The following is a 26,940-nucleotide window of genomic DNA, read 5'->3' on the forward strand; positions in this document are numbered from 1 at the left end:
GGGTCGGGTGCCGGGCTAGTCGGTCAGGAGGGTGGCCATCCAGGCCTCGACGGCCTCCGGGCGGCGCGGGAGCGCTGCCGAGAGGTTCTCGTTGCCGTCCACGGTCACGAGCACGTCGTCCTCGATCCGGACCCCAATCCCGCGGTACTCGGCGGGCACGGTGAGGTCGTCGCTCTTGAAGTACAGGCCGGGCTCGATCGTGAACACCATGCCCGGGGTGAGGACCCCGTCGAGGTACATCGAGGCCCGCGCCTGCGCGCAGTCGTGCACGTCGAGGCCGAGGTGGTGGCTCGTGCCGTGCACCATCCACCGGCGGTGGAACTGGCCTTCCGGGTCGAGCGACTCCTCGACGGTGCCGGGCAGCAGCCCCCACTCGCCGAGCCGCGCGGCGATGACCTGCATCGCGGCGGTGTGCACGTCGCGGAACTTCGCCCCGGGCACGGCGACGGCGAACGCGGCGTCGGCCGCGTCGAGCACCGCGGTGTAGATGCGCCGCTGGACGTCCGTGAACGTCCCGTCGATCGGCAGGGTGCGCGTGACGTCGGCGGTGTACAGCGAGTCGACCTCGAGGCCGGCATCCACCAGCACGAGCTCGCCCGGGCGCACGGCGCCGTCGTTCTGGGTCCAGTGCAGGGTCGTGGCGTGCTCGCCCGCGGCCGCGATCGTGTCGTAGCCGACGGCGTTGCCGCGCAGCCGCGCGTGCGCGCCGAACGTGCCCTCGATGACGCGCTCACCGCGCTCGTGCTCGACGGCGATCGGCAGGTCGCGCACGATCTTGGCGAACCCGTCGATCGTCTCGTCCACCGCGAGGCGCATCTGGTCGATCTCGTACGCGTCCTTGATCAGGCGCAGCTCGGAGAGCGCCTCGGCGAGGAGCTCATCGCGCTCGCCGGCGTCCTCGACGGCCCGGATCTCCTCCACGACGGACTCGACCGCGTCGTCCACGCCGGGCACCACGAGCAGGTGCACGCCGCCGGTGCCGACGTCCTTGCCCAGCGCGTCGCGCAGGTCGTCCAGGTGCGCGGTGGCCACCCCGGTCAGGGAGGCGATGTCGGTGAGCGTGGGACGCGCGCCGACCCAGAACTCGCCGTACCGCGAGTCGGAGTAGAACTCCTCGGTCTCGCGGCCAGCGAGCGGGCGGAAGTACAGCACGGCGTGGTGGCCGCTGCCGTCGTCGCCGGCGCCGTCGGCGACCGGGTGCAGCACCAGGACGGCGTCGGGCTCCTGCTCGCCGCCCAGACCGGTGAGGTGGGCGAACGAGGAGTGCGGCCGGAACGGGTAGTCGCAGTCGTTGCTGCGGACCTTGTACCCGCCGGCGGGCACCACGAGGCGCTCCCCGGGGAAGAGCGCGGAGATGCGGGCGCGCCGGTCCGCGGTGAAGGCCGCCGCCGGGCCCGCGGTCAGCGCGAGGTCGACGTGCGGTCCCCAGCCGGTGGTGATGAAGCGCTTGAAGGCGTCCGAACGGGGGCGCTGGGAGCGGTTGTCCCCGCGGCTCTCGATCGGCTGGACATCACCGTCGGTCGCGGGTGCGTTCTGGGGTTCGCTCATCGAATCATCCTGCCACCGGCGCGGGATGGCCCGTACGGGTCGGCGCCGGGCTGGGCCGCGTCGCCCAGCATCTACCCTTGGGCACGTGCTGATCGACCTCCATACCCACTCGAGTGCCTCTGACGGCACCGACACCCCCGCCGGAGTGATCGCCGCGGCGGCCCTGGTCGGGTTGGACGTCGTGGCTCTCACGGACCACGACACGACGGTCGGGTGGGCGCAGGCGACCCGGGCGGCGTCGGACACGGGAGTCGCCGTCGTGCTCGGCACCGAGGTCTCGACGCGGGCGCGCGGCATCAGCGTGCACCTGCTCAGCTACCTCCAGGACCCGACCCACCCCGCGCTCGTGGCCGAGCTGGAGCGCACCCGGATCGCGCGCCTGAGCCGTGCCCGCACGATGGTCGACCTGCTCGCCGCGGACTTCGACCTCAGCTGGGACGACGTCGTCGCGCAGACCGTGGCCGACACGACGGTCGGCCGCCCGCACATCGCCGATGCACTCGTCGCGCGCGGCGTCGTGCCCGACCGCAGCGCGGCGTTCGCCTCGCTGCTCTCGGCGCGGTCGGCGTACTACGTGCCGCACTACGCACCCGAGGTGCTCGACGCGATCACCGCCGTGCGGGCGGCCGGCGGGGTGCCGGTGTTCGCGCACCCCGGGGCGCTCGAGCGCGGCCGGGTCGTGTCGGACGCGACCATCGAGGCCATGGCCGACGCCGGGCTCGCGGGCCTCGAGGTGCACCACCGGGACCATTCACCGGCTCAGGTGGCCCGGCTGACGGCGATCGCCGTCCGCCTCGGCCTGCTGATCACCGGATCGAGCGACTACCACGGACAAGGAAAACCGAATCGGATGGGTGAGAACGTGACAGACCCCGGCGTGCTTGAGGCGATCGAGGGCCAGGGCCGCACGGCGGTGGTGCGGCCGTGAGCGAGATCTTCGACGCACGGCTGTTCACCGAGGTATTCATCACCCTGTTCGTCATCATGGACCCGCCCGGGATCGTGCCGATCTTCCTCGGCCTGACCGGCGCGATGACCGCCAAGCAGCGCAACCGGGCCGCGCGGCAGGCGATCCTCGTCGCGTTCGGCGTGATCTGCTCGTTCGCGATCTTCGGCCAGCAGCTGCTCAACTACATGCACATCTCGATGGCGGCGCTGCAGGCCTCGGGCGGGCTGCTGCTGCTGCTCATCGCGATGGAGCTGCTCACCGGCAAGTCCGAGGAGCCGCAGCCCTCGGGCAACGCCGGCGTGAACGTCGCGATGGTCCCGCTGGGCACGCCGCTGCTCGCCGGCCCGGGTGCGATCGTGGCGATCATGGTCGCCGTCCAGGCGTCCGACGAGTCGACCTCGGACTGGGTCTCGATCGCGCTCGCGGTGGTCGCGGTGCACATCTCGCTCTGGATCGCGATGCGGTTCTCCAACGTGATCCGCCGGGTGCTGCGCGACAGCGGGACCATCCTGTTCACCCGGATCGCCGGGCTGCTGCTCGCGGCGATCGCGGTGCAGCTCGTGGCGGACGCGGTGCGCGCCTTCATCGAGACCACCGCATAAGCGCTGGGGCCCCGAAAGAGACCCGAACGCACGACGACCGCGCACCGGTGGGTGCGCGGTCGTCGTCGTACTGGGTCCAGACCCGGTCAGACCTGCGGGGCCGACGTCGGCGCGCCCGCGTCGGGCGTCGTGGCGGCGCCGCCACGGGTCCGGCGGTTGCGGCGACGGCGCGGGCGGTCGCTCCCGCCGTCGCTGCCTTCGGTCTTGGGGGCGCCGGTCGAGGGGCCCGTGCTCGGGACGCCGGCGTTCGAGGCGCCGGCCGCTGCGACCGGGTTGCGCGGGGCGTCCGACGTCGAGTCGCCGCGGCGCGTGCGGGTGCGGGTCGCGCCCGTGCGGGCCTCGCCGGAGCGGGGCTCCTCCGAGCGGGCCTCGCTGGACCGCTCCTTGGGGGCGTGCTCGGTGCGCTCGGGCCGGTCGGTGCGACCGCCGCCGCGGGTGCCACCGGACCGACCGGAGCCGCCGCGACCGCCGTCGTGCCCGCCGCCGTGGCTGGAGCCGCCGTGACCGGAGTCGTGCCCGGAGGCGTGGCGCTTGCCGGTCTCGCCGAGGTCCTCGAGCTTCTCCGCGTCGAGGCCCTCACGCACGCGCTGCGACTTCGGCAGCGTGCCCTTGGTCCCGACGGGGATGTCGAGGTCGGTGAACAGGTGCTCCGAGTTCGAGTACGTCTCGACGGGCTCCGGGATGCCGAGGCCGAGGGCCTTGTTGATCATTCCCCAGCGCGGCATGTCGTCCCAGTCGACGAACGTGACGGCGGTGCCCTTCTTCCCCGCGCGGCCCGTGCGGCCGGTGCGGTGCAGGTAGATCTTGTCGTCCTCGGTGCACTGGTAGTTGATGACGTGCGTGACGTCGTCGACGTCGATGCCGCGAGCGGCGACGTCGGTGGCGACCAGCACGTCGACCTTGCCGTTGCGGAAGGCGCGCAGCGCCTGCTCGCGGGCGCCCTGGCCCAGGTCGCCGTGGATCGCGCCGGCCGCGAAGCCGCGGGCGACGAGCTCGTCGGCGACCTTGGCGCACGTGCGCTTGGTGCGGGCGAACACGATCGTCAGGCCACGGCCGCGGGCCTGCAGGATGCGGGAGAGCACCTCGACCTTGTCCATCGCGTGGGCGCGGTAGACGACCTGCTTGGTGTTCTTGACGGTCGCGCCCATGTCGTCGGGGTCGTTGGCCCGGATGTGGGTGGGCTGCGTCATGTAGCGGCGCGCCATGGCGACGACGGCGCCGGGCATGGTCGCGGAGAAGAGCATGGTGTGGCGCGAGACGGGCGTGCGCGACAGGAGCTTCTCGACGTCGGGCAGGAAGCCGAGGTCGAGCATCTCGTCGGCCTCGTCGAGCACGACGCACTCGACGCGGGTCAGGTCGAGGAAGCCCTGGTTCATCAGGTCGATCATGCGACCCGGGGTGCCGACGACGACGTCGACGCCCGCGGCGAGCGCGTTGACCTGCGGCTCGTACGCGCGGCCACCGTAGACGGCGAGCACGCGTACCGAGCGCTTGGTCGAGGCGGCCGTGAGGTCGCGCGCGACCTGGATCGCGAGCTCGCGGGTCGGGAGCACCACGAGCGCCTGCGGCTTGCCGGGGGCGGGCAGGTCCTCGTAGCCGACCTCGCCGGGGGAGATCACCCGGTGCAGCAGCGGGACGCCGAAGCCGAGGGTCTTGCCGGTTCCGGTCTTGGCCTGGCCGATGATGTCGTGGCCGGCCAGGGCGACCGGGAGGGTCATGGCCTGGATCGCGAACGGGTGGGTGATCCCCTGCTCCGCGAGCGCCGCGACGATCTCGGGTCTGATGTCGTAGTCCGCGAAGGATGCGTTGGTGGCCTGGACGCTGCTGGACGCCGCGCTCTCAGGCTGGATGTCGGTCGTGGTCACGTCGATGCCTCACGTGGTCGCCAGCGATGTAGGCCGCGCGCTGCCTCGGGCTGACTGTCCATGGTGGACGCAGCCGCGTCGAGGAGCGGGCCTCATCGCTGAGGTTGGCCGGCAGCCGGACGTGAATATTCACTGCCTCGGCGGGCAAGTTGTGAGCCGCTGGGCGATGCGGTCGAGACGACCGGGCAACCGATGTACGCACCCATGCTATCCGACCGCCCGCAATACCGGGGTTAGGCTTGTCTGATGACCGCCGTGACGTCGTCTTCCACGCTCGCTGCCGACCGTTCTGATGAGCTCACGCTCCTCGGTCTGGTGGGTCAGCTCGAGCTCATCGCGTTCACGCGGCTCGCCGCGGACTCCGCCCTGGCCCCCACGCTCGAGCCGCAGCTGCGCCTCGCGCGGTTCTCCGCCGGCGCGGTGGGCAGGCTCGAGCGCATCTTCGACCGGATCCGCGAGCTCGGCGGCAACCCGCAGGACGAGATCGCAAGGTTCTCGAACGTGATGGACGACTTCGACTCGCGGACGCCGTCGAGCAACTGGTCCGAGCGCCTGCTCAAGGCGTATGTCGGGTACGGCGTGGCCGACGACTTCTGCAAGGCCGCCGCGGCCGGGCTCGACGACGCGACGTGCGCGCTGGTGATGGAGACGCTCGACGGCACCAGCCACGCCGAGCTCGTCATCGGCGAGCTGGCCAAGGGCTGCAAGGACGACGCCGTCCTGGTGTCCCGCCTCGCGCTCTGGGGCCGGCGCATGGTGGGCGAGGCGCTCGGCGTCGTGCAGTCGCTCGTGCAGTCCCATCCCGGTCTCGCTCGTCTCGTGGCCGACGGCGAGGCTGCCCCGGCTGACGAGGCGAACGGTGGGACGTACCACATCGATGCCGCCGCGCGGCTGTTCGGCCGGCTCACCGCCGAGCACACGCACCGCATGGAACGGCTGGGCCTCACGGCCTGAGTCCTCCCGACCTGCAACGACCGAGCGGTGACATCCCGGAGGATGTCACCGCTCGGTCGTTTGTCTGCAGGGTTGCGGGTTACAGCGTGCCGAAGCCCACCCGGCGCTGCTCCTCGGAGCCGATCTCCACGTAGCCGATCGACGCGGTGGGAACGATCACGCGCCGTCCACGGGTGTCGAGCAGCTCGAGCGCGTTCTTGCCGGCGAGCGCGGCGGTGACGAGCTCGCCGACCTCTTCCGGGGTCTGGTCGGACTCGATGACTAGCTCACGGGGCAGGTTCTGCACGCCGATCGTGATCTCCACGGTGACTTCTCTCCCTCGGTCCATCCGGCGTCCCGGGCGCGGTGCGCCCCGCGGTTCGCAGGCTCGGCGCCAATCCTAATAGGGCGATCCCGGGCTGCCCGGTGCCTTGGCCGCGGCCGGCGCCACCAGATGTCGCGACGGACCGTGCCGAGGGCCTACCAGGCGAGGTCGTGGCAGCCGTGGTGATCGATCGGCTCGACCTGCAGCGTGGCGTGGGCGATGCCGAACTGGTCGCGCAGGACGTCGCGAGCGTGGTCCAGGACGTCGTGGTGGTCCGCGTCCGGGGCGGCCACGAGGTGGGCGGTCGCCACGTTCATCCCGGACGTCAGGGCCCATACGTGCAGGTCGTGGACCTGGGCGACGCCCTCGATGCCATCCAGGGACACGGCGACCTGATCGGGGTCGATCCCCGCCGGCGCGTGCTGACCGAGCACCGCGAGCACCTGGTTGCCCAGGGTCACGGCTCGGACGAGGACGAAGACGGCGATGAGCACGGCGACGACGAGGTCCCAGGAGCCGTTGCCCGTGATCGCTATGAGCGCACCGGCGACGATCACCCCGACCGAGCCGGCGGCGTCGGCCACCACCTCGAAGTACGCCCCCCGCACGTTCAGGCTTTCCTGCGAGCCCGCGCGCAGCACGAGCATCGACACGACGTTGACCGCGAGGCCGACCACGCCGACGGCGATCATCGTCCGGGAGGCGACCGGCGGCGCCTGCCCGATCCGGCTGACCGCTTCGAGCAGCACGTAGAGGCCGACCCCGACCATGATGAGCACGGTCAGCCCGGAGGCGAAGACCTCCGCGCGGTAGGAGCCGTAGGTGCGCCGGCCGGACCGGTCCGGCCGGGTGGCGATCCGGGTGGCGACCAGGCTTGCCCCGAGGGCGACGACGTCGGCCGCCATGTGCCCCGCGTCGGAGATCAACGCCAACGACCCCGAGACCAGCCCGGCCCCGAGCTCGACCACGAAGAAGGCTGCCGTCAGCGCGAACGCGACCGCCAGCCGGGTCCGATACCGCCCCCCGGCATGCTCGGCAACCGGGCCGTGATCGTGACCTGTCCCCATGTCAGAGGCCCCCGTCGTGGTGGGCGTGCTCGCGGGACAGGTCCAGCACCATCCGCACGTGCGCGTCGGCGAGCCGGTAGAAGACCATCCGGCCCGACCGGCGGTTGGCGACCACCCCGGCGGTCCGCAGCAGCCGCAACGCCTGGGAGACGGTCGTCTCCGGCACCTCGACCACCGCGGCCAAATCGCACACGCACAGCTCGCCCGCGCCGAGCAGGGCGTACAGGATCCGGGTGCGGTTGGGGTCGCCCAGGAGCTTGAACAGCTGCGCGAGCGCCCCGGCCTCACCCCGGTCGGGGATGCCCTCGCGGGCGAGCGCCACCTTGTCGGGATCGACGGCGACGACCTCGCAGGACTCCCACGGCACGACCTGCGCCATGACACCTCCACGTATGTGTACTTGTGCAGATGTTACGCCACGCCACGGGTGGGGAAGAGGGACCAGCGATCAGTGGGCGGCGTCGTAGTCGTAGTCGGCGCGGATCAGGCCCGCCACCCCGCCCCAGGCGAGGCGCGCGACCAGGTCGGAGGCCTCGTCCATCGACAGACCCGTCTCCGTGCGCATCCGGCCCGTCGCGCCGCTCTGCGCCAGGCCGACGAGCGCCGTCGCGAGCAGCGCGGCGTGGGGTGCGGGCAACCCGCTGAACTCGACCAGGACGCGCGTGATGCCGCGGGCGGCCTCGGCCCCGGCGGCGTCGACGCGCACGCGGACGGCGGCGTCGTGCGTGACGTCCGACTCGAAGAGCAGCGACGCGGACTCGCCGGCCCCCTCCACGAACGCGAAGTACGCACGCACGATCGCGTGCACCACCGCGCGCCCGTCGCCCCGGAGCACCGGGCCGTGCTCGATCGGTGCGAGCGCCGCCTCGACTGCGGCGAGCAGGCTGGACCCGCGCTCGTCGACGACCGCGAGGTACAGGTCGAGCTTCGAGGGGAAGTGGCGGTACAGGACGGGCTTGGAGACCTCGGCGTGATCGGCGATGTCGTCCATCGACACGTGGTGGTAGCCCTCGGTGGCGAACAGCTCCTGCGCGACGGCGAGCACCTGCGCCCGCCGAGCATCGCGCGGCATCCGCCGCCCGCGAGAAATCGGAACCTCACCCATCCACGGAACCCTAACAACCCCCCGCGAACTCGGAGGTCTCCGTCGAACTCGCACACCGCGGTGTCCGAGTTCGAGGCAAACCTCCGAGTTCGCGGGGGGTGGTGGTGTGGGGGTGGGGGAGGAGGGGGGATGGGGTGTGGGTGGGGTGTGGTGGGATTCCTTGCGTGAATCGATCTCGCCCGGCCGACGGCGGCTTGCTGCGGCTGGTCGCCCCCGTGATGGGCGGCGACGGCGGCGGGATGGCCGACGGCGATCTCGTGCTCGACGAGTCGCAGCGCGTCGTCGTCGAGCGGATCGCGTCGGCGTCCGGCGGGCCGGCAGTGCTGGTGCTCGGGGCGCCCGGGACCGGCAAGACGACCACGGTCATCGAAGCCGTCGCGACGGCGATCGAGGACCTCGCGCTCGTGCCGGCGGACGTGCTCGTGATCGCGGCGACCCGGCGGGCCGCGGCGGACCTGCGCGACCGGCTCTCGGTCCGGATCCGTCGGACCGCCGGTCAACCGATGGTCCGCACGGCGGCGTCGGCCGCGTTCGCGGTGCTGCGCGCGCGGGCGTCCGTGCTCGGCGAGCCGCCCCCGACGCTGATCTCCGGACCGGAGCAGGACCTGCTGCTCGGCGAGCTGCTCGCGGGGCACGCGGCGGGCGACGGCGTCCCGCTGGACTGGCCGGTGACGGTGCCCCCGGACGTCCTCGGCCTGCGCGCGTTCCGCGACGAGCTGCGCGACCTGTTGATGCGCGCCGCGGAGCGCGGGCTGACCCCCGCCGACCTGGCCGGGCTCGGGGCGCGGGCCGAGCGCCCCGAGTGGGTGGCCGCGGCGCACCTGTACCGCGAGTACCTCGACGTCACGCTGCTGCGCCAGACGACCCCCGACGCCGGGGCCCGGTTCGACCCCGCGGTCGTGGTCGACGAGGCCGCCGAGGCGCTCGCGGCCTGGGAGGACGAGGTCCCCGGCGTCCCGCGACCGCGGTGGCGGCTGGTGGTGGTGGACGACCATCAGGAGAGCACCGCGGCCACGGCGCGCCTGCTGCGCGTGCTGGCGCAGGACGGGGCCCGGCTCGCGCTGTTCGCCGACCCCGACTGCGCCGTCCAGACCTTCCGCGGCGCCGCGCCCGCGCTCGTGGGGCGGGCCGTCGTCGACGGCGACGGGCTCGGCGAGCTCGGGGCCGAGCAGCTGGTGCTCGGCACGGCCTGGCGGCAAGGCGCAGACCTGCGCGCGGTCACGGCGGCCGTCACCCAGGAGATCGGCTCGGTCGGCGCCGTCCGGCACCGCCGTCCGGCACCGCGACCGGAGCTGGAACACCCTGTGCAGACCCCCGCGGTCGACGGCGGGCCGGACCTCGCCACGGTGCGGGTCGCGCTCCTGCCGAGCGCGGCGCAGGAGGCCGCGTACGTCGCGCACGCGCTGCGCACCGCGCACCTCGAGCGCGGCATCGGGTGGGGGCAGATGGCGGTCATCGCGCGCACGGGCGGTCAGGTCGCCACGCTGCGGCGCGCGCTCGCGGGCGCTTCCGTGCCCGTCGCGGTGCTCGGGAGCGACCTGCCGTTGCGCGAGGAGCCGGCAGTGCGACCGCTGCTGCTCGCGCTGCGCTGCGCGCTCGGTCCGGCCGACCTGGACGCCGAGACAGCCGTCGGGCTGCTCACCTCGCCGTTCGGGGGGACCGACGCCGTCGGGCTGCGCCGGCTGCGGCGCGCCCTGCGGGCCGAGGAGCTGCTCGGGGGCGGCGGCCGCGCGAGCGACGCCCTGCTCGTCGAGGCGTTGGCCGACCCGGCCCGCACGGGCTCGTTGCCGGCGAGCGTCCGGCGGGGTGCGAGCCGGCTCGCGCGGGTGCTGGCCGCGGGGCGCGACGCCGCCGTGGCGCCGGGCGCGAGCGCGCAGACGGTGCTCTGGGCGTTGTGGTCCACCGCGGACCTGGCCGAGGGGTGGCGGCGGTCCGCTCTCGCGGGGGGCGCGGCGGGTGCGCGCGCCGATCGCGACCTCGACGCCGTGCTGGCGCTGTTCCGTGCCGCCGAGACGTTCGTCGACCGGCTGCCGCAGGCCCCGGCGCGCGCCTTTCTCGACTACCTGCAGTCGCAGGACCTGCCCGCCGACAGCCTGGCGGCCCGCGCCGCGAGCCGCGACTCGGTCGCCGTCCTCACCCCCGCGGGCGCGGCGGGGCGCGAGTGGGACGTCGTCGTGGTGGCCGGGGTGCAGGACGGGACGTGGCCGGACCTGCGGCTGCGGGACTCCCTGCTCGGGTCGCAGTCCCTGGCCGACCTGCTCGCCGGCCGGTCGCCGGACGCCGCCGAGACCGGCGCGCAGGCGCGGGCCGCGGTGCTCGCCGACGAGCTGCGGTCCTTCGCGGTAGCGACCTCGCGCGCCCGCGGCGCGCTGCTGGTGACGGCGGTGTCCGACGCCGACGAGCTCCCCTCGGCCTTCGTTGACCTGGTCCAGGGGCCCGACGCCGACCCGGCCGCGCCCTCGGACGAGGACCGCGACTCGCGGCTCGTGGCCGCGCCGGTCCCGCTGGACCTGCGCGGGCTGGTGGGCGCGCTGCGCTCGCAGCTCGAGGCGAGCACGCAGACGCCCGGCGGGCCGGGCGAATCGCCGTCGGACCCGATCGCATCGCCCGACCGCGGCGCCGCGCAGCTGCTCGCCCGGCTGGCGCGCGAGGGCGTCGCGGGCGCTGACCCGCGCGAGTGGTACGGGTTGGCGGACCAGTCGAGCGCGACCGTGCTGTGGGGCCCGGACGAGCTGGTGCCCGTCTCGCCGTCGAAGGCGGAGACCGTGAGCACGTGCGCGCTGCGGTGGGCGCTCGAGGCGGCCGGCGGCACCGCCGCGGACGGCACCAGCCAGACCCTCGGAACCCTCGTGCACTCGATCGCGCAGGACCTCCCGGCCGGGACCGAGGGCGAGCTCCTCGGTGAGCTCGACCGGAGGTGGCGCGAGCTGGGGCTGCACGACGGCTGGCCGGCGGTCGCCGAGCGACGCCGGGCCGAGCGCATGATCGGCCGGCTCGCGGAGTACCTCAAGGGGGCGGGGGAGGCTGTGCTGCGCGAGGCGCCGTTCAGCCTCGAGCTCGACCGGGCGCTGCTGCGCGGCGTCGTCGACCGGATCGAGGACGTCGGCGGCGGTGCGGTCCAGATCGTCGACCTCAAGACCGGCAAGCGCGCGCCCAGCGCCGCCGAGACCGCCGAGAACCCGCAGCTCGGCGCCTACCAGCTCGCCGTCGACGGCGGGGCGTTCGAGGGGCTCGCGCCGGGCACCCGGAGCGCGGGCGCCCAGCTGGTGTTCGTCGGCGACATCTCCAAGGGCCCGACGGTCCGCGGCCAGGGCGGGCTCGGGCCCGAGACGGACACGCCGAGCTGGGCCCGCACGATGATCGAGGGAGTGGCCACCACCATGGCGTCGTCGGCCTTCACCGCGTGCCTGAACGACCTGTGCCCGATGTGCCCGGTGCGCACGAGCTGCCCGCTGCACGGCGAGGGACGCCAGGTGGTCGAGTGACCCTCTCCGCGCTGCGGATCGCCGAGCTCCTCGGCCGGGCCGCGCCGACCCCCGACCAGGTCGAGATCATCGAGTCACCGCTCAGCCCGCTGCTCGTGGTGGCCGGGGCCGGGTCGGGCAAGACCGAGACGATGGCGGCGCGCGTGGTGTGGCTCATCGCCAACGAGCTCGTCGCGCCCGAGCAGGTGCTCGGCCTGACGTTTACGCGCAAGGCCGCCGGCGAGCTCGGCGACCGGATCCGGCTGCGGCTGCGCCGGCTCGGGTCGGCGAGGGCCGTGCCGGTGTCGAGCGCGACCGGGGCGCGGGCGCCGCGCCTCGGGCTCGACCTGGCCCGCCCGACGGTCTCGACCTACAACTCGTACGCCGCCTCGCTCGTGACCGACCACGCGCTGCGGCTCGGCATCGAGCCGACGTCCCGGCTGCTGCGGGAGGCCGGCCAGTGGCAGATCGCGACAGAGGTCGTCGAGTCGTGGGCGGGTGACCTCGCCACGGACGCGGCGACGTCGTCGATCGTGCAGGCGGTGCTCTCGCTCTCCGGGGCGCTCGCCGAGCACCTGCTCGAGCCCGACGCGGCGGGGGACCGCATCGAGGAGCTGATCGAGGAGATGGTGGCGGTCCCCGATGCCGGGTCGAAGCGCGGTCCGTACGCCGCCACCGCCAAGGTGCTCGGGTCCCTGGCGGAGCGGGCGCGGCTCCTGGAGCTCGTCACGGCCTACCGCGACCGCAAGCGCCTCGCCGACGTCATCGACTTCGGCGACCAGGTCTCGATCGCGGCCCGGCTTGCACGCGAGGTCGAGGCGGTCGGGGCGACCGAGCGCGAGCGGTTCCGGGTGGTGCTGCTCGACGAGTACCAGGACACCTCGCACGCGCAGCTCGAGCTGCTCTCGGCGCTGTTCGGCGGGGGACATCCGGTCACCGCGGTCGGCGACCCGCACCAGTCGATCTACGGCTGGCGCGGCGCGAGCGCGGGCGGGCTGGAGCGGTTCCCGGACCGGTTCCCGGTGGTCACGGACGGGACCGCCCGACCCGCCCCCGTGCGGTTCCTGGCCACGTCCTGGCGCAACGACCGCGCGATCCTCGCCGTCGCGAACCGGGTGGCCGGACCCCTGCGCGCGCGCCCGGGTGGCTCGCCGGCGCCTGTCGGCGAGGTCGACGCCCCGGCGTCCCGGGTCCAGGTTCCCGAGCTCGGTGCGCGCCCCGGCGCGGGTCTCGGTTCGGTGTACGGCAGCTACGTGAGCACGGTCGAGCTCGAGGCGGAGGTGGTCGCCCGCTTCGTGCGCGACCACTGGCGCCCGAACGGCGCGGCGGGGCGCGTGACCGCGGCCGTCCTGTGCCGCAAGCGGTCCCAGTTCGGGCCGCTGGAGACCGCGCTGCGCGCCGTCGGGCTACCGGTCGAGGTCGTCGGGCTCGGCGGCCTGCTGCAGACCCCCGAGGTGGTCGACCTGGTCGCCGCCCTGCGCGCGGCGCACGACCCGTCGCGCGGCGACGCGCTGATCCGCCTGCTCACCGGCGCCCGGACGCGACTGGGGATCGCGGACCTGCACGCGCTGGCGGCCTGGGCGGGCGAGCTCGCGGACTCGCGCGGCGGGCCGCCGCGTCCCGGCCGTGGCGCCGCGCCCGGCACTGCCGTCGGGCGCACTGCCGTTGAGGACACTGTCCCAGAGGACACCGTCGTCGAGGGTGACGTCGTCGACGAGCGCAGCATCGTGGACGCGCTCGACGACCTGCCGTCGCGCGGGTGGCGCAGCCGGACCGGTCGGCAGCTCACCGACGCCGCGCTCGACCGCCTCGGGGACCTGGCCGGACTGCTGCGCACGCTCCGGTCGCACACCTACCTGTCGCTGTCCGAGCTCGTCGGCGAGGCGGAGCGTCTGCTCGGGCTCGACATCGAGGTGGCGTCGCGCCCGGGGGTCAGCCCCGGCCGGGCCCGCGCGCACCTCGACGCGTTCCGGGACGTCGCGGTGCAGTTCTCCGACGGGGCCGACGTGCCGACCCTGGGCGCGTTCCTCGCCTGGCTCGACGCGGCCGCGAGCGAGGAGCGGGGCCTGGAGCGGCCCCTGGCGGAGCCCGACCCGGACGCGGTCCAGCTCATCACGGTGCACGCGGCCAAGGGCCTCGAGTGGGACGTCGTCGCCGTGCCCGGCCTCACCGACGGCGTGCTGCCGTCGATCGCGACCTCGGGCCCGCACGGACCGCGCGACAGCGGCTGGCTCACCGGGCTCGGCACCTTGCCGTACCCGCTGCGCGGCGACGCCGCCGAGCTGCCGGTGTGGGACGTGGCTGACGCCGTCGACCAGAAGGACCTCGACCAGCGGCGCGACCAGCTGCGCCGCGACATCGGTGCGCACCAGGTCGCTGAGGAGCGTCGGCTCGCCTACGTCGCGTTCACGCGCGCCCGGCGCGCGCTGTTCCTGACCGGGTCGTGGTGGCTCGACCGCAAGGACCCCCAGCCGCCGTCCCTGTTCCTCGCCGAGCTGGTCGAGGCCGGCCTCGTGCGCGACGACGACTGGCCGGAGCGGCCCGCCGACGGCACGGTCAACCCGCGCACGGCCGAGCCGGTGACCCAGGTGTGGCCGCTCGACCCGTTCGGGCCCGGACCCCGCCGGGCGCACGTCACGGCCGCGGCGGTCGCCGTGCGGGCCGAGCTCACCGCCGAATTGACGGGCGTCGCCGTCGGCCCCGACCCGGTCGCCTCCCCGCTGGCCCGCACCGCCGAGCTCCTGCTCGCCGAGCGTGCCCGGGTGGCCACGCCTGACGTCGGCGTCGAGCTGCCCGCGCACCTGTCCGCCTCGGCCGTCGTGCGGCTCGCGGCCGATCCGCAGGCGTTCGCGCACGCGCTGCGTCGCCCCGTGCCGCTCGAACCCTCCGTCCAGGCCCGCCGCGGCACCGCGTTCCACGCGTGGGTCGAGCAGTACTTCGGCTCGGCCAGCCTGGTCGACGTCGAGTCGCTGCCGGGCGCCGACGACGACTCGGTCGCGGTCGACGCGAGCCTCGCGGACCTGCGCACGGCGTTCCTCGCCACGCAGTGGGCTGCACGCACGCCGATCGCCGTCGAGGTCGACATCGAGACCCCGGTGGCCGGGTATGTGCTGCGGTGCAAGATCGACGCGGTGTTCGCGGAGCCCGGTGGCGGCGTCGTCGTCGTGGACTGGAAGACCGGTCGGCCCCCGATCGACGAGGCCGCGGCCCGCACGCGCGAGGTCCAGCTCGCGGTCTACCGGCTCGCGTGGTCACGCTGGTCGGGGCTCGCCCTCGACCAGGTCGACGCCGCCTTCTGCTACGTCGGGGCGGGCACCACCGTGACCCCCGAGCGGTTGCTCGACGAGGCAGGGATCGACGACCTGCTGCGCGGCGTGACGGGCTGACCCGGTTCGGGTCGAGTCAGGCGCGCCGGGTCAGGCGGGTCGAGTCAGGCCGGCCGGCTCAGGTGGGCCGGCTCAGGACGGCAGTGCCTCGTCGGACGGTGCCGGGAGGTCGTCCTCGAGCGTGTGGGCGTCGAGGTCCTCGAGCATCTGGACGGCGTCGTCGATGACCTCGCGGTCGCCCGAGCGCACGCCGTACAGCAGCCAGCGCGCCAGGGCGAGCTCGCCCGCGAGGAGCGCGCGATCGGTGAGGTGCGGGTCGGTCAGCTCGGTGCGGCCCAGGTGGTAGGCCTCCAGGATCGACTCGACGGCGTCCTGCGGGGCGGCGACGAGCAGCCAGGCGAGGTCGTCGGCGGGATCGGCCACCTTGGCGTCACCCCAGCCGAGCAGCCCGGTCACGGTCCGGCCGTCGGTGAGCACGTGCTCCGCCGACAGGTCGCCGTGCACGACGGTCGGCTGGAAGCGCCACATCGCGACGTCCTCGAGCATGGCCTCCCACCGGCGCAGCAGCGTGGTCGGCACTTTGCCGGTGCGGGCGGCCTCGTCGACCTCGGACAGGCGGCGCTCGCGGTAGGCCGCGGCGTCGTAGGTCGGCAGGCCGACGCGGTCCACCAGGTCGACGGGCAGCTGGTGCAGCGCGGCGAGCGCGCGGCCGAGCGAGGCGGCGAGCCCGGGCCCGGGGACGAGCGCCTCCAGGCGCAGCGGCCGGCCGGTGAGCTCGGCGTGCACGACGGCCCGCCCGCCCTCGGGCAGGTGCGCGAAGCCGACCGGGCGCGGCACGGCGAACGGGAGCTTGCCTGCGTCGACCTGCTCCGCGATCTGCTCGAGCAGCGCGACCTCGGCCTCGAGCGCGGCGCCGGCGGCGGGCCGGACCGGTGCGCGGACCACCCAGCGATGTCGGGCCGCGTCGGTGACGATGGCGACGTCGAAGTCCGCCCCGGGGGGCGTCGGGCGCAGCACGCTGATGGCGTCGAGACCGGGGATCGCGACGGTCGCGAGCGCTGCGAGCGCGAGGGGTGAACGAGACACCCGACCAGCCTAGGTGTCCGGCCCGGTGATCGCCGGGTTGCGGCGGGCGTGTCCGCCGGTCCGCGTACCGTGAGGGCCGTGGACTGGACCGATCTTCCCCTCGCCCGTGCAACCGTCGATCGTGCCTCGGAGCGCCGGCCACGTCCCGGGCTGGTCGAGGAGCTGCTCGCCGACGCCACCACGCGCATCCTCCTCGTGCACAGCGGCCTGGTGGCCACGCGCACCACGTCGAGCGCGGCCGGGGACCAGATCGGGCTGGACCTGCTGGCGCCGTCGGCCGTGCTGCGTCCCGGCCTCCCGGCCCACGGCTGGCTCTATCTGGGGGCCGACGACGACGCGTCCTACCTCGGCCTCGTGCTCGCGGACCGGGGCGGCGAGGTGGTCGACGTCGAGGGGTTCGTGCTCGAGACCGGAGCCGATCTCGTCGCGGGCCGCGACTGGTCCAAGCTGCGCCAGATCGGTGCGGTGCTCAGCGCACGCGACGCCGGGCTGGCCACGACCGCCCTCGCGCTCGCCGCCTGGCACGAGACCCACCCGCGGTGCCCGCGGTGCGGGGGACTGACCGACGTCGTCCAGGCGGGCTGGGTGCGCCACTGCCCCGCGGACGCGAGCGACCACTACCCGCGCACGGACCCGGCGGTGATCATGGCTGTGGTGGACGACGCCGACCGGCTGCTGCTCGGGCACGCCGTGCAGTGGCCGGAGAACCGGTTCTCGACCCTGGCCGGGTACGTCGAGCCCGGGGAGGGGATCGAGCAGGCGGTGCGCCGCGAGGTGGGCGAGGAGGTCGCCGTCCGGATCGGCGAGGTGAGCTACCGCGGCAGCCAGCCCTGGCCGTTCCCGGCGTCCCTCATGCTCGCGTTCCGCGCCCGCGCGCTGACCACCGAGATCACGGTCGACGGCGTGGAGATCACGCAGGCCCGCTGGTTCACGCGCGCGGAGCTCGGCGCGCAGGTTGCCTCGGGCGAGGTCCTGATCCCCATGCGCGCCTCGATCGCCCGCGTGCTCATCGAGGAGTGGTTCGGCGCGGATCTCCCGGGCGCCTGACCCGGCGCGTCGGTTCCCCAGGTTGTTCCGCGGGTGAGTTCGCTGATCCGGTGCGAGTTCGCCGATCCAGACCGGCGAACTCGAGCGGAACCAGCGAACTCGGCGGCTTCCGCTAGCTCGCGGGGACGGCCAGGCGGGTCTGGACCTCGCGCAGGGACGGGTTGGAGGCCCAGGAGCCGTCGGGGAACTGCAGGGTCGGTACGGTCTGGTTGCCGCCGTTGGCCTGCTCGACGAGCGCCGCGGCGTCCGGGTGCTCCTCGATGTTGACCTCGGTGTAGCCGATCCCCGCGGCGTCCAGCTGGCTCTTGAGCCGGCGGCAGTAGCCGCACCAGGTGGTGGAGTACATCGTGACGGCGCCGGCGGGCGGGCTCTGGGTGGTCAAGGGATCCTCGTCAGGTCGTCGGGCGGGCCGGGAGTTCGAGACCCCGGGTCACGATCGTGGAACCGGTCGTGCACTGTCTGGAACCGCGGACCGGCCGCTGCTGTTCCCCGGGCGACCCGCGGTGCCTTGCCCCCAGCGCCGTGCCCCCACCGCGCAGCGGGTGTGGGTGGGGGCTGGGAGAATCATCGGTGATGTCTGCAGACGAGATCCTCGAAGCCCTCGACCCCGACCAGCGCGCCGTCGCCCTTGCCCTGACCGGGCCCGTGTGTGTCCTCGCCGGCGCGGGTACCGGCAAGACGCGCGCGATCACCCACCGCATCGCCTACGGCGTGCGCAGCGGGGTCTACCCGCCCACCTCCGTCCTCGCCGTGACGTTCACCGCCCGTGCCGCGGGCGAGATGCGCACGCGGCTGCGCGAGCTCGGCGTCGGTGGGGTCCAGGCCCGCACGTTCCACGCTGCCGCGCTGCGCCAACTCAGCTTCTTCTGGCCGAAGGTGGTCGGCGGCGCCCCGCCGCGCATCCTCGAGCACAAGGCGCCCGTCATCGCGCAGGCCGCCGGGATGCTGTCGGTGTCGGTCGACCGGGTCTCGGTCCGCGACCTGGCCAGCGAGGTCGAGTGGTCCAAGGTCTCGCTCGTCTCGGCGGACGACTACGTCCGGGCGACAACGGCGATCGACCGCCCCGCCCCCGCCGGGTTCGACCGGCAGACCGTGGCGCGTCTGATCACGGCGTACGAGGACGTGAAGACCGAGCGCGGCGTCATCGACTTCGAGGACGTGCTCCTCATGCTCGCGGACATGCTGCACACGCGCCACGACGTGGCCCAGGAGGTGCGCCACCAGTACCGGCGGTTCGTGGTCGACGAGTACCAGGACGTCTCGCCGCTGCAGCAGTTCCTGCTCGACGAGTGGCTCGGAGGCCGCGAGGAGCTGTGCGTCGTCGGCGACCCGAGCCAGACGATCTACTCCTTCACCGGCGCCTCGCCGCACCACCTGCTGACGTTCTCGAAGACCCACCCGACCGCGCAGGTGGTCCGCCTGGTACGGGACTACCGGTCCACCCCGCAGGTGGTCGCCCTCGCCAACCGCCTGATCGCCCAGCGCGGCCGGCGCAACGCCCAGGCCCTCGAGCTCATCGCGCAGCGCCCGGCCGGCCCGCCGGTCGGGTTCACGATCTACGACGACGACGAGTCGGAGGCCGCCGGCGTCGCAGCGCGGATCGGGCGCCTGCTCGCGACCGGCACGCACGCGAGCGAGATCGCCGTGCTCTACCGCACGAACGCGCAGTCGGAGGGGTTCGAGCAGGCGCTCGCGGCCGCCGGGATCTCGTACCTGGTCCGCGGGGGCGAGCGGTTCTTCGCCCGCCGCGAGGTCCGCGAGGCGATGGTCCTGCTGCGCGGCGCCGGTCGGTCCGCCGACGCGGAGACCCCCATGCCCGACGTCGTCCGCGACGTCCTGCTCTCCGTCGGCTGGGCCGAGAAGCCACCGGCCGCGCGGGGGGCTGCGCGCGAACGGTGGGAGTCGATGCAGGCGCTCGTCGCGCTCGCGGACGACCTCGCGGCCCGGCACCAGGCGAGCCTGCGCGACCTGGTCGTCGAGCTGGACGAGCGCGCGTCGGCCCAGCACGCCCCGACGGTCGAGGGGGTGACGCTCGCCTCGCTGCACGCCGCCAAGGGCCTCGAGTGGGACGCCGTGTTCCTGGCGTCGATGAGCGAGGGCCTCATGCCGATCTCGCTGGCCGAGTCCGACGAGGCGATCGCGGAGGAGCGTCGGCTCCTCTACGTCGGCATCACCCGGGCTCGCGAGCACCTCGAGCTGTCGTACGCGCGCTCGCGGAACCCCGGCGGGCGTGCCTCGCGGCGCCGCACGCGGTTCCTCGACGGGCTGTGGCCGGACGACGCCGGCCAGCGTCGTCGCGCGGCGGGCACCGCGCGGTCGACGAGCCCGGCGCTCTCGGGCCAGTACGACCCGGTGCTGTTCGAGCGCCTGCGCGACTGGCGCGCCGAGGTCGCGCTCGACACCGACAAGCCGGCCTACACGGTGCTGGTCGACGCCACGCTGGCCGCGATCGCGGAGGTCCGGCCGGCCACGACAGCCGAGCTCGCGCAGGTCAAGGGCATCGGCCCGGCGAAGATCGACCGGTTCGGGCCGGCGCTCCTGGCGCTGGTCGCGGGCCGTCCGGGGGCCTGAAACTGCACCAAACCGGTCGGGTTTTTAAATAGGTTGTGTCGCCGCGCGAGGTGCCCCTAGGTTGGTACCCGTTCGGAAGGTCGACAGGGCAACGCCGCGAGGTGTGAGCCCACAAGCGCAAGAGGAGGTGGACCGAAAGTGAAGAACCAGAACCTGATGGCGTACGCGGCTGATACCGCGGGCCTCGCACTGCGTGCCATCGCGCCCACCTCGGTGCGACCCCTCGGCGGAGCTGTGTCTACGGACAAGTTCGGCGCCGGAACCGCTCCGCACATCTGGAAGACCTGACGAACTGATCAGATCTCACCAGGCCGCGGAGTCCACATCGGAAACCGCGGCCTTTCTTTTGCCCTGAGCCCCTGTGCACGTCGGGGCGATGAGCGGCCGGTCGCGGAACGCGTCGGTCAGACGCAGCTCATTGCACCCGAACGACATAGGTCAACAGGAGGACATCGTGCGGCTCACAACGCTGCTCGACGCGGTGAACCAGGGCGGATCCGGTCCCTGGCCCCCCACCAGCACGGTCGACGTCACCGACGACCGCGCGCAGTTCGATCGACTGGTTGCGCGCCTGATCCCCTGCCGGATGGGCGACCCCGAGCTCTGGTTCGCGGAGCAGTTCGACCAGGTGGAGCTGGCCAAGCAGCTGTGCGCCGGCTGCCCGCTGAGGGCGGGGTGCCTCGAGGGCGCCCTCGAACGCGCCGAGCCGTGGGGCGTGTGGGGCGGCGAGGTGTTCGTCGGCGGTCAGGTGGTCGCGGCCAAGCGTGGGCGCGGTCGCCCGCGCAAGACGCCGCTCGGCGACCGCGAGGCGGCCGTCGCCTAGGTCCGCGCCGTCGCCGAGGTCCGCAGCGGCCGTGGTCTCAGCGCTGACCCCGGCCCCGACCCCGGCAGGCCGGTGCACCCGCACTCCGGGTGCACCGGCCACTCGCGCAGGCGCGGCACGGCGTCGGGCAGGGCGACCTCGAACGCGGCCCCCCGCGTCCGCGCCCCCGTCCCGTCGAGGTGGGCGAGCACCTGACCCGCGGCGAGGGCGCCGCCGATCGCTGCGAGCACCGACTCCTCGCCCGCCCCGACCGGGGCCAGGGCGCCCGCGAGCTGGGCACTCACCACCGGCCACCGGTCGTCGGCGTCGGCACGGTGCAGGTCCAGGCAGCGCAGGCACGCCGAGTCGCCCGGAACCACCAGCGGGCCGACCAGCACGTCGGCCTCGCGGACCACGACCGACAGGTGCACCACGGACGTGGACACGAGGATCCGCGCCCGGGTCGCGTCCGCGGCTCCGTGCTCGACGAGCACCATGACGTCGGGCACGGTGCCGGGCGGACCCGTCGTCCGGACGGCCGGCGCGACGGCCCGCAGCAGGCGAGCGGCGACCTCGCGGCGCGGGGCCTGCAGATCCCGCACCGTGTAGCCGCCGACCCCGAGGTCCGCGGCGGTGACCGCCAGGTCGTCGTCGACCAGCACGGTGCCGACGCCGGCAGCCGCGAGCGTGACCGCCATGCTCAGCCCGAGACGGCCGGCGCCGTGCAGCCCGACGGTCCGGTCGTCGCGGGCCGCGACATGGGCGGCCCCCGCGCCGTCGTCGAGCAGGCGCGTCCAGGTGGCCGCGTCGGGTCCCGTGCCGGGCGCGGCCGCTCGCGTCGCCAGCCGTCGCCGGGCGCCGTCGGGCGCGGTGAGCTGGGCCTCGTCGAGCAGGGCCAGCAGGGCGTCGAGCCGCGCGGCGCTCACCCCGCACTCGCCCGCGAGCGCGTGCAGCTCGCGCGGGCCGACGCCGTCGTCCAGCTCGCGCAGCAGGTGGACCTCGGGTGCGGTCAGGCCGGTGAGCCGGACGGCCCAGCGGGGGTCGGTCCCGATCTGGACCTCGTCCCGTGCTCGCCAGAGCACCCGCAGACCCGCCCGAAGCCGCACGCAGCCACCGCCCTTCCTGTCCCCACCCTGACAGCGCCGAGCGTGCGGTCGCCGTCGTCCACAGGACCGGAAAGTGCGTCGCGCGCGGAACCCCCGGAAAAGCGCAAAGGGGCGGCCCGCGGCGTCGTGTGACGCGCGGGCCGCCCCTTGCGGCGCGTGCTGGTCAGGCCTTGCCGAGGATCCGGTTCAGCTTGGTCCCGCAGACGGGGCAGATTCCCTTGGCCATCTTGCGGCCAGACTCGGAGACGACGACGTCGCCCTCGGCCTCACGCTTTTCTTTGCACTTCACGCAGTAGAACTCGCCCTTGTATGTCTCGGCCATGATGTTCTCCGTTCGATGTCTGTGCGTCAGCTCGAGGATTCGCCAACCGACGGCAGGGCCGAGCGGCCTGAGCGGCCGCACGCTCCCGTGCACGGCCACGATAGTGGCCACGCGAGCAGGTTCGAGCCCCAACCGGCGCGGCGCGCCGCTCGAATCGCCGATTCAACCCCTGTTCAGGGGCTCAATCGGGCCGTATCGGGTCGTCGGCGCGGCGCGGTGGATGAACCGCTTGCGGCGATGTGCGGCACTATGGGGTCCTCGGCGTGCCGACGGATGGGTGAATTGCGGGCGAACGCCTCGGTCCCGCGCTAGCGTGCGACGGGTGAACCCGCAAGATCCCGTCGGTCCCGTCGAGGTCCGCCGGAGCCGCAAACGACTCCGCACCGTCACCGCCTACCGGGACGGCGATCGGATCGTGGTGGCGATCCCGGCCCGGTTCACGCGCGCGCAGGAGCGCGAGTGGGTGCGCCGGATGGTGGGGCGCCTCGCGGAGCAGGAGCGCCGGCGGCGACCCTCGGACGAGGAGCTGGCCGTGCGCGCCGCCGAGCTGTCCACGCGTTACCTGCGGGGCGAGGCCAAACCCGTGAGCGTGAACTGGTCGAGCAACCAGGGTCGGCGCTGGGGGTCGTGCACCCCGACCGAGGGCACGATCCGGATCTCGACGCGCGTGCGCGGCATGCCGCGCTGGGTGATCGACTACGTGCTGCTCCACGAGCTCGCGCACCTGCTGCACGCGGGGCACGGCCCGGAGTTCTGGGCCGCGCTGGAGTCCTACCCGCGCACCGAGCGCGCACGCGGCTTCCTCGAGGGCGTCACCTTCGGCGAGGAGCGGCTCGCGAACCCCGATCCGGACGTGTCGGCGCACGGCGATGTGGCAAAGGACCTGCCGGACGACGAGATCGCAGCCGAGGACGGTGCGGACACCGCCGCGGCCCTGGCGGCCGACGACGTGCTGGACGCCGCGGGCGCGTAAGCCCGGTCAGCCAGAGTCCGGTCAGCCAGGTCCGGTCAGCCCCGCGGGTCGCTCTCGGGCTCGTCGCCGGCGGTGCCGGGATCCTCACCCAGGATCTCCGCGAGCGCCCGGTCGACCTCGGCGCTCTCGTCCGCGGCCGCCGTGCGCCGGGCGGCGTAGCCGGTCGGGTCGTCGAGGTCCTCGGTCGTGGGGAGCAGGTCCGGGTGACCCCAGACGGCGTCGCGCGCGCTGCGTCCGGCCACCCGGGTGATCTCGGCCCACAGTGCCGCGGCGTCGCGCGAGCGGCGGGGACGCATCTCGAGCCCGACCAGCGTCGCGAACGTCTGCTCGGCGGGCCCGCCCGCGGCGCGGCGACGCCGGATCATCTCCCGCAGCGCGACCGCGTGCGGAAGGTGGGGGAGCGTGGCGACGGTGCTGACCTCATCGACCCAGCCCTCCACGAGCGCCAGGGCCGTCTCGAGCCGCAGGAGGTTCGCCTTCTGGTCGTCGGTCGCCTGGGGTGCGAACACCCCGCCCGAGAGCGCGCCCTGTAGCGCGGCGGTGTCGGTCGGGTCGATCGCGCTGACCGCCTCCTCGAGGCTGTCGACGTCGATCGTGATGCCGCGCGCGTACGCGCCCACGATGCCGAGCAGGTGGCCTCGCAGCCACGCGACGTGCGTGAACAGCCGGGCGTGCGCGGCCTCGCGCACGGCGAGGAACAGCCGGACCTCCTCGAGCGGGGCGTCGAGCCCCTCGGCGAAGGCTGCCAGGTTCGTCGGGACGAGCACGGTCGCGGCCTCGGTGAGCAGCGGCAGCCCGATGTCCGTGGCGCCGAAGACCTCGCGCGAGAGCGTGCCCGCCGCCTGGCCGACCTGCATCCCGAACACCGCAGAGCCGAGCTGGCGCATGAGTTGCGCCGGGTCGATCGAGGCGCCGCCGTCGGGCTGCTCGGGCAGCTGGTCCGCGAGCGCCCGCACGAGGGCCGCCGACAGCGACGACGCCACGGGCTCGGCGAGCGCGTGCCAGGTCGGCAGGGTGTGCTCGACCCATTCCGACCGGCTCCAGGCCTGGGCCTTCCCTCCGGCGGGCGGCAGATCGGTCGCGACGTCGAGCCAGAGCTCGGCGACCGAGAGGGCTTCCGTCGCGGCGCGGATCTGGCCGGGCGTGAGCGACGGGTCGCCCTCGGCCACGGCGGCCTGCCGGGCGACGTCGTGCGCGACGTCCCAGTTCACCGGGCCCGTGCCCGTGGTCGCGAGCATCTTCTGGACCTGCCCGAGCACGACGCCGAGCATCTGCGGATCGTCGGGGAGCCCGGCGGCGGCGGCCATGGCGGCCGGGTCGATGCCGCGCTCGCGCAGCTCACGCATCGCGTCGTCGGCGTCGGCACCGAACATCTGACGCATGAGCGCCTCCCACTGGGGGGGCTGCTCGTCGCTGGATCCGGTCGGGGGTTCGCTGCTCATGGTGACTCCTGGGACAATGGCCGGCGCGGGTGCGTCCACGGTAACCACATCGGGCGACGCAGAAGGGTGCGCAGCGGCATGGCAGCAGGCGGGGTTCGCTCACGGCGCAGCATTGTCGCGGGCCGAGGGCGCCGGGCCACCCCTCCCGGTCCGGGTGACGTGGTGGTCGTCGCGGGGCGCGGCGCGGTGGCGAGCGCGATCGCCACCTGGTTCGCCCGCCCCGACGGCGACGGTGCCCCGACCTGGGACGTGCGCGTGACCGAGGAGGTCCCGGTCGTCGCACCGCAGGACGCGGTCGCCGGGGCCGACGTCGTCGTCCTGGTGATGCACGACGCCGACTTCGCCGCCTATGTGCGCACCCCGGTGGTCGAGCGCCGCGCGGGCGGGGTCGCGCACGCCGAGCGGACGATCGCGGCGTCGCGGTCCGCCGGCGTCCGGCACGTCGTGGTGATCAGCTCCGCCATGGTCTACGGCGCCGTGCCCGAGCAGCCGGTCAGCACCGACGACACCCCGCTGATCAGCACCGAGGACGGCCTGGTGGGCGACCTGCTCGCGGTCGAGGCCGTGCTGGCCCGGGGGCATCGGCGGCGCGGCCCGATCGTGACCGTGCTGCGCCCGGCCGCGCTGGTCGGGCCGGGCATCGACACGATCATCACGCGCCACTTCGAGGCGCCGCGGCTGCTGACCGTGCGCGGGGCAATCCGCGAGTGGCAGTTCGTGCACGTGGAAGACCTCGCGTCCGCGGCCGAGCACGCGGTTCGGTCCGGGCTCGCCGGCGCGCTGACCGTCGGGGCGAGCGACGTGCTGAGCCCGACCCAGGTCGAGAAGGCGTCCGGCCTGCGGCGGATCGAGCTCGCCGCGGTGACCGCGTTCGGCACCGCCGAGCGGCTGCACCGGGTGGGCGTGCTGCCGACCCCGTCGAGCGAGCTCGCGTACACGGTGTACTCGTGGACGGTGGCCAGCGACCGGTTGCGGGCCGGCGGCTGGGAGCCGACCTGGTCTAGTGCCGCGTGCCTGGACGTGCTGCTGCAGAGCGGGTCGGGCCGCCTCGCGGTCGCCGGCCGCCGGGTCGGCCCCCGGGACGCCGCGGCCCTCGGTGCGGCCGGTGCGGCCGTCGCGTTTCTTGGCACGGCCGCCATCTGGAGGCAGTCGCGCGGACGGGGTAGGGGATGATCGTGCGGTGCCCGAGAAGCTGACTGGACCCGACGCCGACCCCGGCGATCTCCCCGCTGACCTGCCCGACGGCGATCTGCCCGAGCCTGTTGTGCCCGACGGTGACCTGCCCGACGGCGACCTGGCCGACGGCGAGCTGGACGCGCCGCCCGCGCAGTCCCCACGTTCGGTGACCCTGACGATCGCGGCCCTCGCGACGATGGCGCTGTTCGCCGTGATGGTGCTCGTGCCGGTGCCGTACGCCGTGGGCGGCCCCGGGCCGACCAAGGACACGCTCGGCGAGGAGAAGGGCACCCCGCTGATCGAGGTCACCGGCGCGCCGACGTACGAGTCGACCGGGCAGCTGCGGCTCACGACGGTGTCGTACTCCGGCGGACCGGGGTACCCGGTGACGCTGCCGTCCGTGCTCAGCGCGTGGATCTCCGGGGACAAGATCGTCAGCCCCGTCGAGACGGTGTTCCCGACCGACCGGAGCCAGGACCAGATCGACAAGGAGAACCAGGCGGAGATGGTGTCCTCGCAGGAGAACGCCACCGTCGCCGCGCTCGAGGAGCTCGGCTACACCGTGCCCGCCACGCTCGTGGTTGCAGGCACGGTCGACGGCACCGGCGCGGTCGGCGTCGTGCAGGAGGGTGATGTCGTGGTGTCCCTGCAGGGCACGGCGATCACGACGTACACCGACCTGGTCGAGGCTCTCGGCCAGATCAAGCCCGGGGAGCACGTCACGCTCGGGATCGAGCGGGACGGAAAGCCGCTCGAGGTGGAGATCGTCACCGGGCAGCGCGAGAGCGGCGGCAGCCAGCTCGGGGTCTTCATCGACCCCTCGTTCGACCTGCCCATCGACGTGAAGATCCAGATCGAGGACATCGGCGGCCCGAGCGCGGGCACCATGTTCGCGCTCGGGATCATCGACAAGCTGACCCCGCAGGACGAGGTCAACGGCGTGACCATCGCCGGCACCGGCACGATGGACGTGGACGGCACGGTCGGGCCGATCGGTGGCATCCGGCAGAAGCTCGCGGGGGCGAAGCGCGACGGCGCGACCTGGTTCCTCGCGCCCGCCGACAACTGCGACGAGGTGGTCGGCCACATCCCGGCCGGGCTGCACGTGGCGAAGATCGACACCCTGCACAGCGCGCGGACCGCGATGGAGGCCATCGGGGCGGGCGACGGCGCATCGCTGCCGACCTGCACGGCGGCGGCGGCCGCGGCCGCGGGCTGAGGAACCCTTTCG

General features: G+C 74.1%; 23 protein-coding genes. 12 read left to right on the top strand and 11 right to left on the bottom strand.

Features of this window, described 5'->3' with window-relative positions; translation table 11 throughout:
• Positions 1-15: 15 nt before the first annotated feature.
• Complete coding sequence (locus VTA80_RS13035) at positions 16-1,548, bottom strand: aminopeptidase P family protein (RefSeq protein ID WP_407341524.1); 1,533 nt, start codon at positions 1,546-1,548, stop codon at positions 16-18.
• Positions 1,549-1,633: 85 nt separating this feature from the next.
• Here VTA80_RS13035 and VTA80_RS13040 point away from each other — a divergent pair, with 85 nt between their 5' ends.
• Both VTA80_RS13040 and VTA80_RS13045 read left to right on the top strand, forming a co-directional pair.
• Positions 1,634-2,476, top strand: a complete 843-nt coding sequence (locus tag VTA80_RS13040) for a PHP domain-containing protein (protein WP_407341525.1) — start codon at positions 1,634-1,636, stop codon at positions 2,474-2,476.
• Positions 2,473-3,099, top strand: coding sequence for a MarC family protein (locus tag VTA80_RS13045; protein ID WP_407341526.1), 627 nt, complete (start codon positions 2,473-2,475; stop codon positions 3,097-3,099). The genes VTA80_RS13040 and VTA80_RS13045 overlap by 4 nt, the downstream gene beginning before the upstream one ends.
• Before the next feature lie 86 nt (positions 3,100-3,185).
• On the opposite strand, the gene VTA80_RS13050 is transcribed toward VTA80_RS13045, so the two are convergent.
• Entirely contained in the window at positions 3,186-4,964 is a 1,779-nt protein-coding gene (locus VTA80_RS13050) for a DEAD/DEAH box helicase (RefSeq protein ID WP_407341527.1), read from the bottom strand.
• A gap of 246 nt (positions 4,965-5,210) precedes the next feature.
• Here VTA80_RS13050 and VTA80_RS13055 point away from each other — a divergent pair, with 246 nt between their 5' ends.
• Positions 5,211-5,918, top strand: a complete 708-nt coding sequence (locus tag VTA80_RS13055) for a ferritin-like fold-containing protein (RefSeq protein WP_407341528.1) — start codon at positions 5,211-5,213, stop codon at positions 5,916-5,918.
• A 79-nt stretch (positions 5,919-5,997) separates the two neighbouring features.
• Here the strand turns inward: VTA80_RS13055 and VTA80_RS13060 are convergent, their stop codons facing one another.
• From VTA80_RS13060 to VTA80_RS13075, 4 genes are all read right to left on the bottom strand, one after another.
• Positions 5,998-6,222 carry a DUF3107 domain-containing protein gene (locus tag VTA80_RS13060; protein WP_407341529.1) on the bottom strand — a complete coding sequence of 75 codons (225 nt, stop codon included), beginning with the start codon at positions 6,220-6,222 and terminating at the stop codon, positions 5,998-6,000.
• Between the two features lie 155 nt (positions 6,223-6,377).
• Complete coding sequence (locus VTA80_RS13065; RefSeq protein WP_407341530.1) at positions 6,378-7,289, bottom strand: cation diffusion facilitator family transporter; 912 nt, start codon at positions 7,287-7,289, stop codon at positions 6,378-6,380.
• A gap of 1 nt (position 7,290) precedes the next feature.
• Positions 7,291-7,668, bottom strand: a complete 378-nt coding sequence (locus VTA80_RS13070) for an ArsR/SmtB family transcription factor (protein ID WP_407341531.1) — start codon at positions 7,666-7,668, stop codon at positions 7,291-7,293.
• A 69-nt stretch (positions 7,669-7,737) separates the two neighbouring features.
• On the bottom strand, positions 7,738-8,394 hold the full coding sequence (locus tag VTA80_RS13075) for a TetR/AcrR family transcriptional regulator (protein WP_407341532.1): 657 nt from the start codon (positions 8,392-8,394) through the stop codon (positions 7,738-7,740).
• A 164-nt stretch (positions 8,395-8,558) separates the two neighbouring features.
• On the opposite strand from VTA80_RS13075, the gene VTA80_RS13080 reads away from it, so the two are divergent.
• Both VTA80_RS13080 and VTA80_RS13085 read left to right on the top strand, forming a co-directional pair.
• Entirely contained in the window at positions 8,559-11,879 is a 3,321-nt protein-coding gene (locus VTA80_RS13080) for an ATP-dependent helicase (protein ID WP_407341533.1), read from the top strand.
• On the top strand, positions 11,876-15,244 hold the full coding sequence (locus VTA80_RS13085; protein WP_407341534.1) for an ATP-dependent helicase: 3,369 nt from the start codon (positions 11,876-11,878) through the stop codon (positions 15,242-15,244). The genes VTA80_RS13080 and VTA80_RS13085 overlap by 4 nt, the downstream gene beginning before the upstream one ends.
• A 72-nt stretch (positions 15,245-15,316) precedes the next feature.
• Here VTA80_RS13085 and VTA80_RS13090 read toward each other — a convergent pair whose 3' ends face one another.
• A complete protein-coding gene (locus tag VTA80_RS13090; protein ID WP_407341535.1) occupies positions 15,317-16,270 on the bottom strand; it encodes a phosphotransferase in 954 nt (317 codons plus the stop codon).
• Positions 16,271-16,348: 78 nt separating this feature from the next.
• Between VTA80_RS13090 and nudC the strand changes: the two genes are divergently transcribed.
• Positions 16,349-17,317: an NAD(+) diphosphatase gene (gene nudC, locus VTA80_RS13095; RefSeq protein WP_407341536.1), complete on the top strand. Its 969-nt coding sequence runs from the start codon at positions 16,349-16,351 to the stop codon at positions 17,315-17,317.
• Positions 17,318-17,429: 112 nt separating this feature from the next.
• Here nudC and VTA80_RS13100 read toward each other — a convergent pair whose 3' ends face one another.
• Positions 17,430-17,663: a mycoredoxin gene (locus tag VTA80_RS13100; RefSeq protein WP_407345770.1), complete on the bottom strand. Its 234-nt coding sequence runs from the start codon at positions 17,661-17,663 to the stop codon at positions 17,430-17,432.
• 227 nt (positions 17,664-17,890) lie between these two features.
• On the opposite strand from VTA80_RS13100, the gene VTA80_RS13105 reads away from it, so the two are divergent.
• The 3 genes from VTA80_RS13105 to VTA80_RS13115 all read left to right on the top strand — a co-directional run bounded on the left by VTA80_RS13105 (position 17,891) and on the right by VTA80_RS13115 (position 20,711).
• Positions 17,891-19,888, top strand: coding sequence for an ATP-dependent helicase (locus VTA80_RS13105; RefSeq protein WP_407341537.1), 1,998 nt, complete (start codon positions 17,891-17,893; stop codon positions 19,886-19,888).
• A 138-nt stretch (positions 19,889-20,026) separates the two neighbouring features.
• Positions 20,027-20,176 (top strand): hypothetical protein, encoded by a 150-nt coding sequence (locus tag VTA80_RS13110; protein ID WP_407341538.1) that lies wholly within the window; start codon positions 20,027-20,029, stop codon positions 20,174-20,176.
• 166 nt (positions 20,177-20,342) lie between these two features.
• The gene (locus VTA80_RS13115) at positions 20,343-20,711 is read left to right on the top strand and encodes a WhiB family transcriptional regulator (RefSeq protein WP_407341539.1); all 369 of its coding nucleotides are present in this window, start codon (positions 20,343-20,345) and stop codon (positions 20,709-20,711) included.
• Here the strand turns inward: VTA80_RS13115 and VTA80_RS13120 are convergent.
• Both VTA80_RS13120 and VTA80_RS13125 read right to left on the bottom strand, forming a co-directional pair.
• Positions 20,708-21,796 (bottom strand): ThiF family adenylyltransferase, encoded by a 1,089-nt coding sequence (locus VTA80_RS13120; RefSeq protein ID WP_407341540.1) that lies wholly within the window; start codon positions 21,794-21,796, stop codon positions 20,708-20,710. The two genes, VTA80_RS13115 and VTA80_RS13120, sit on opposite strands and share 4 nt — an antisense overlap.
• A 163-nt stretch (positions 21,797-21,959) precedes the next feature.
• A complete protein-coding gene (locus VTA80_RS13125; protein WP_331955647.1) occupies positions 21,960-22,118 on the bottom strand; it encodes a DUF5679 domain-containing protein in 159 nt (52 codons plus the stop codon).
• 322 nt (positions 22,119-22,440) lie between these two features.
• On the opposite strand from VTA80_RS13125, the gene VTA80_RS13130 reads away from it, so the two are divergent.
• Positions 22,441-23,091, top strand: a complete 651-nt coding sequence (locus VTA80_RS13130) for a M48 family metallopeptidase (protein WP_407341541.1) — start codon at positions 22,441-22,443, stop codon at positions 23,089-23,091.
• Between the two features lie 35 nt (positions 23,092-23,126).
• On the opposite strand, the gene VTA80_RS13135 is transcribed toward VTA80_RS13130, so the two are convergent.
• Positions 23,127-24,533, bottom strand: coding sequence for a zinc-dependent metalloprotease (locus VTA80_RS13135; protein WP_407341542.1), 1,407 nt, complete (start codon positions 24,531-24,533; stop codon positions 23,127-23,129).
• Positions 24,534-24,611: 78 nt separating this feature from the next.
• Between VTA80_RS13135 and VTA80_RS13140 the strand changes: the two genes are divergently transcribed.
• Both VTA80_RS13140 and VTA80_RS13145 read left to right on the top strand, forming a co-directional pair.
• Complete coding sequence (locus VTA80_RS13140) at positions 24,612-25,706, top strand: NAD-dependent epimerase/dehydratase family protein (RefSeq protein WP_407341543.1); 1,095 nt, start codon at positions 24,612-24,614, stop codon at positions 25,704-25,706.
• Positions 25,707-25,713: 7 nt separating this feature from the next.
• Positions 25,714-26,928, top strand: coding sequence for a PDZ domain-containing protein (locus VTA80_RS13145; protein ID WP_407341544.1), 1,215 nt, complete (start codon positions 25,714-25,716; stop codon positions 26,926-26,928).
• Positions 26,929-26,940 lie beyond the last annotated feature (12 nt).

The sequence above is a fragment of the Pengzhenrongella phosphoraccumulans genome (assembly GCF_045689905.1).
GTDB classification, from domain to species: Bacteria; Actinomycetota; Actinomycetes; order Actinomycetales; family Cellulomonadaceae; genus Pengzhenrongella; species Pengzhenrongella phosphoraccumulans.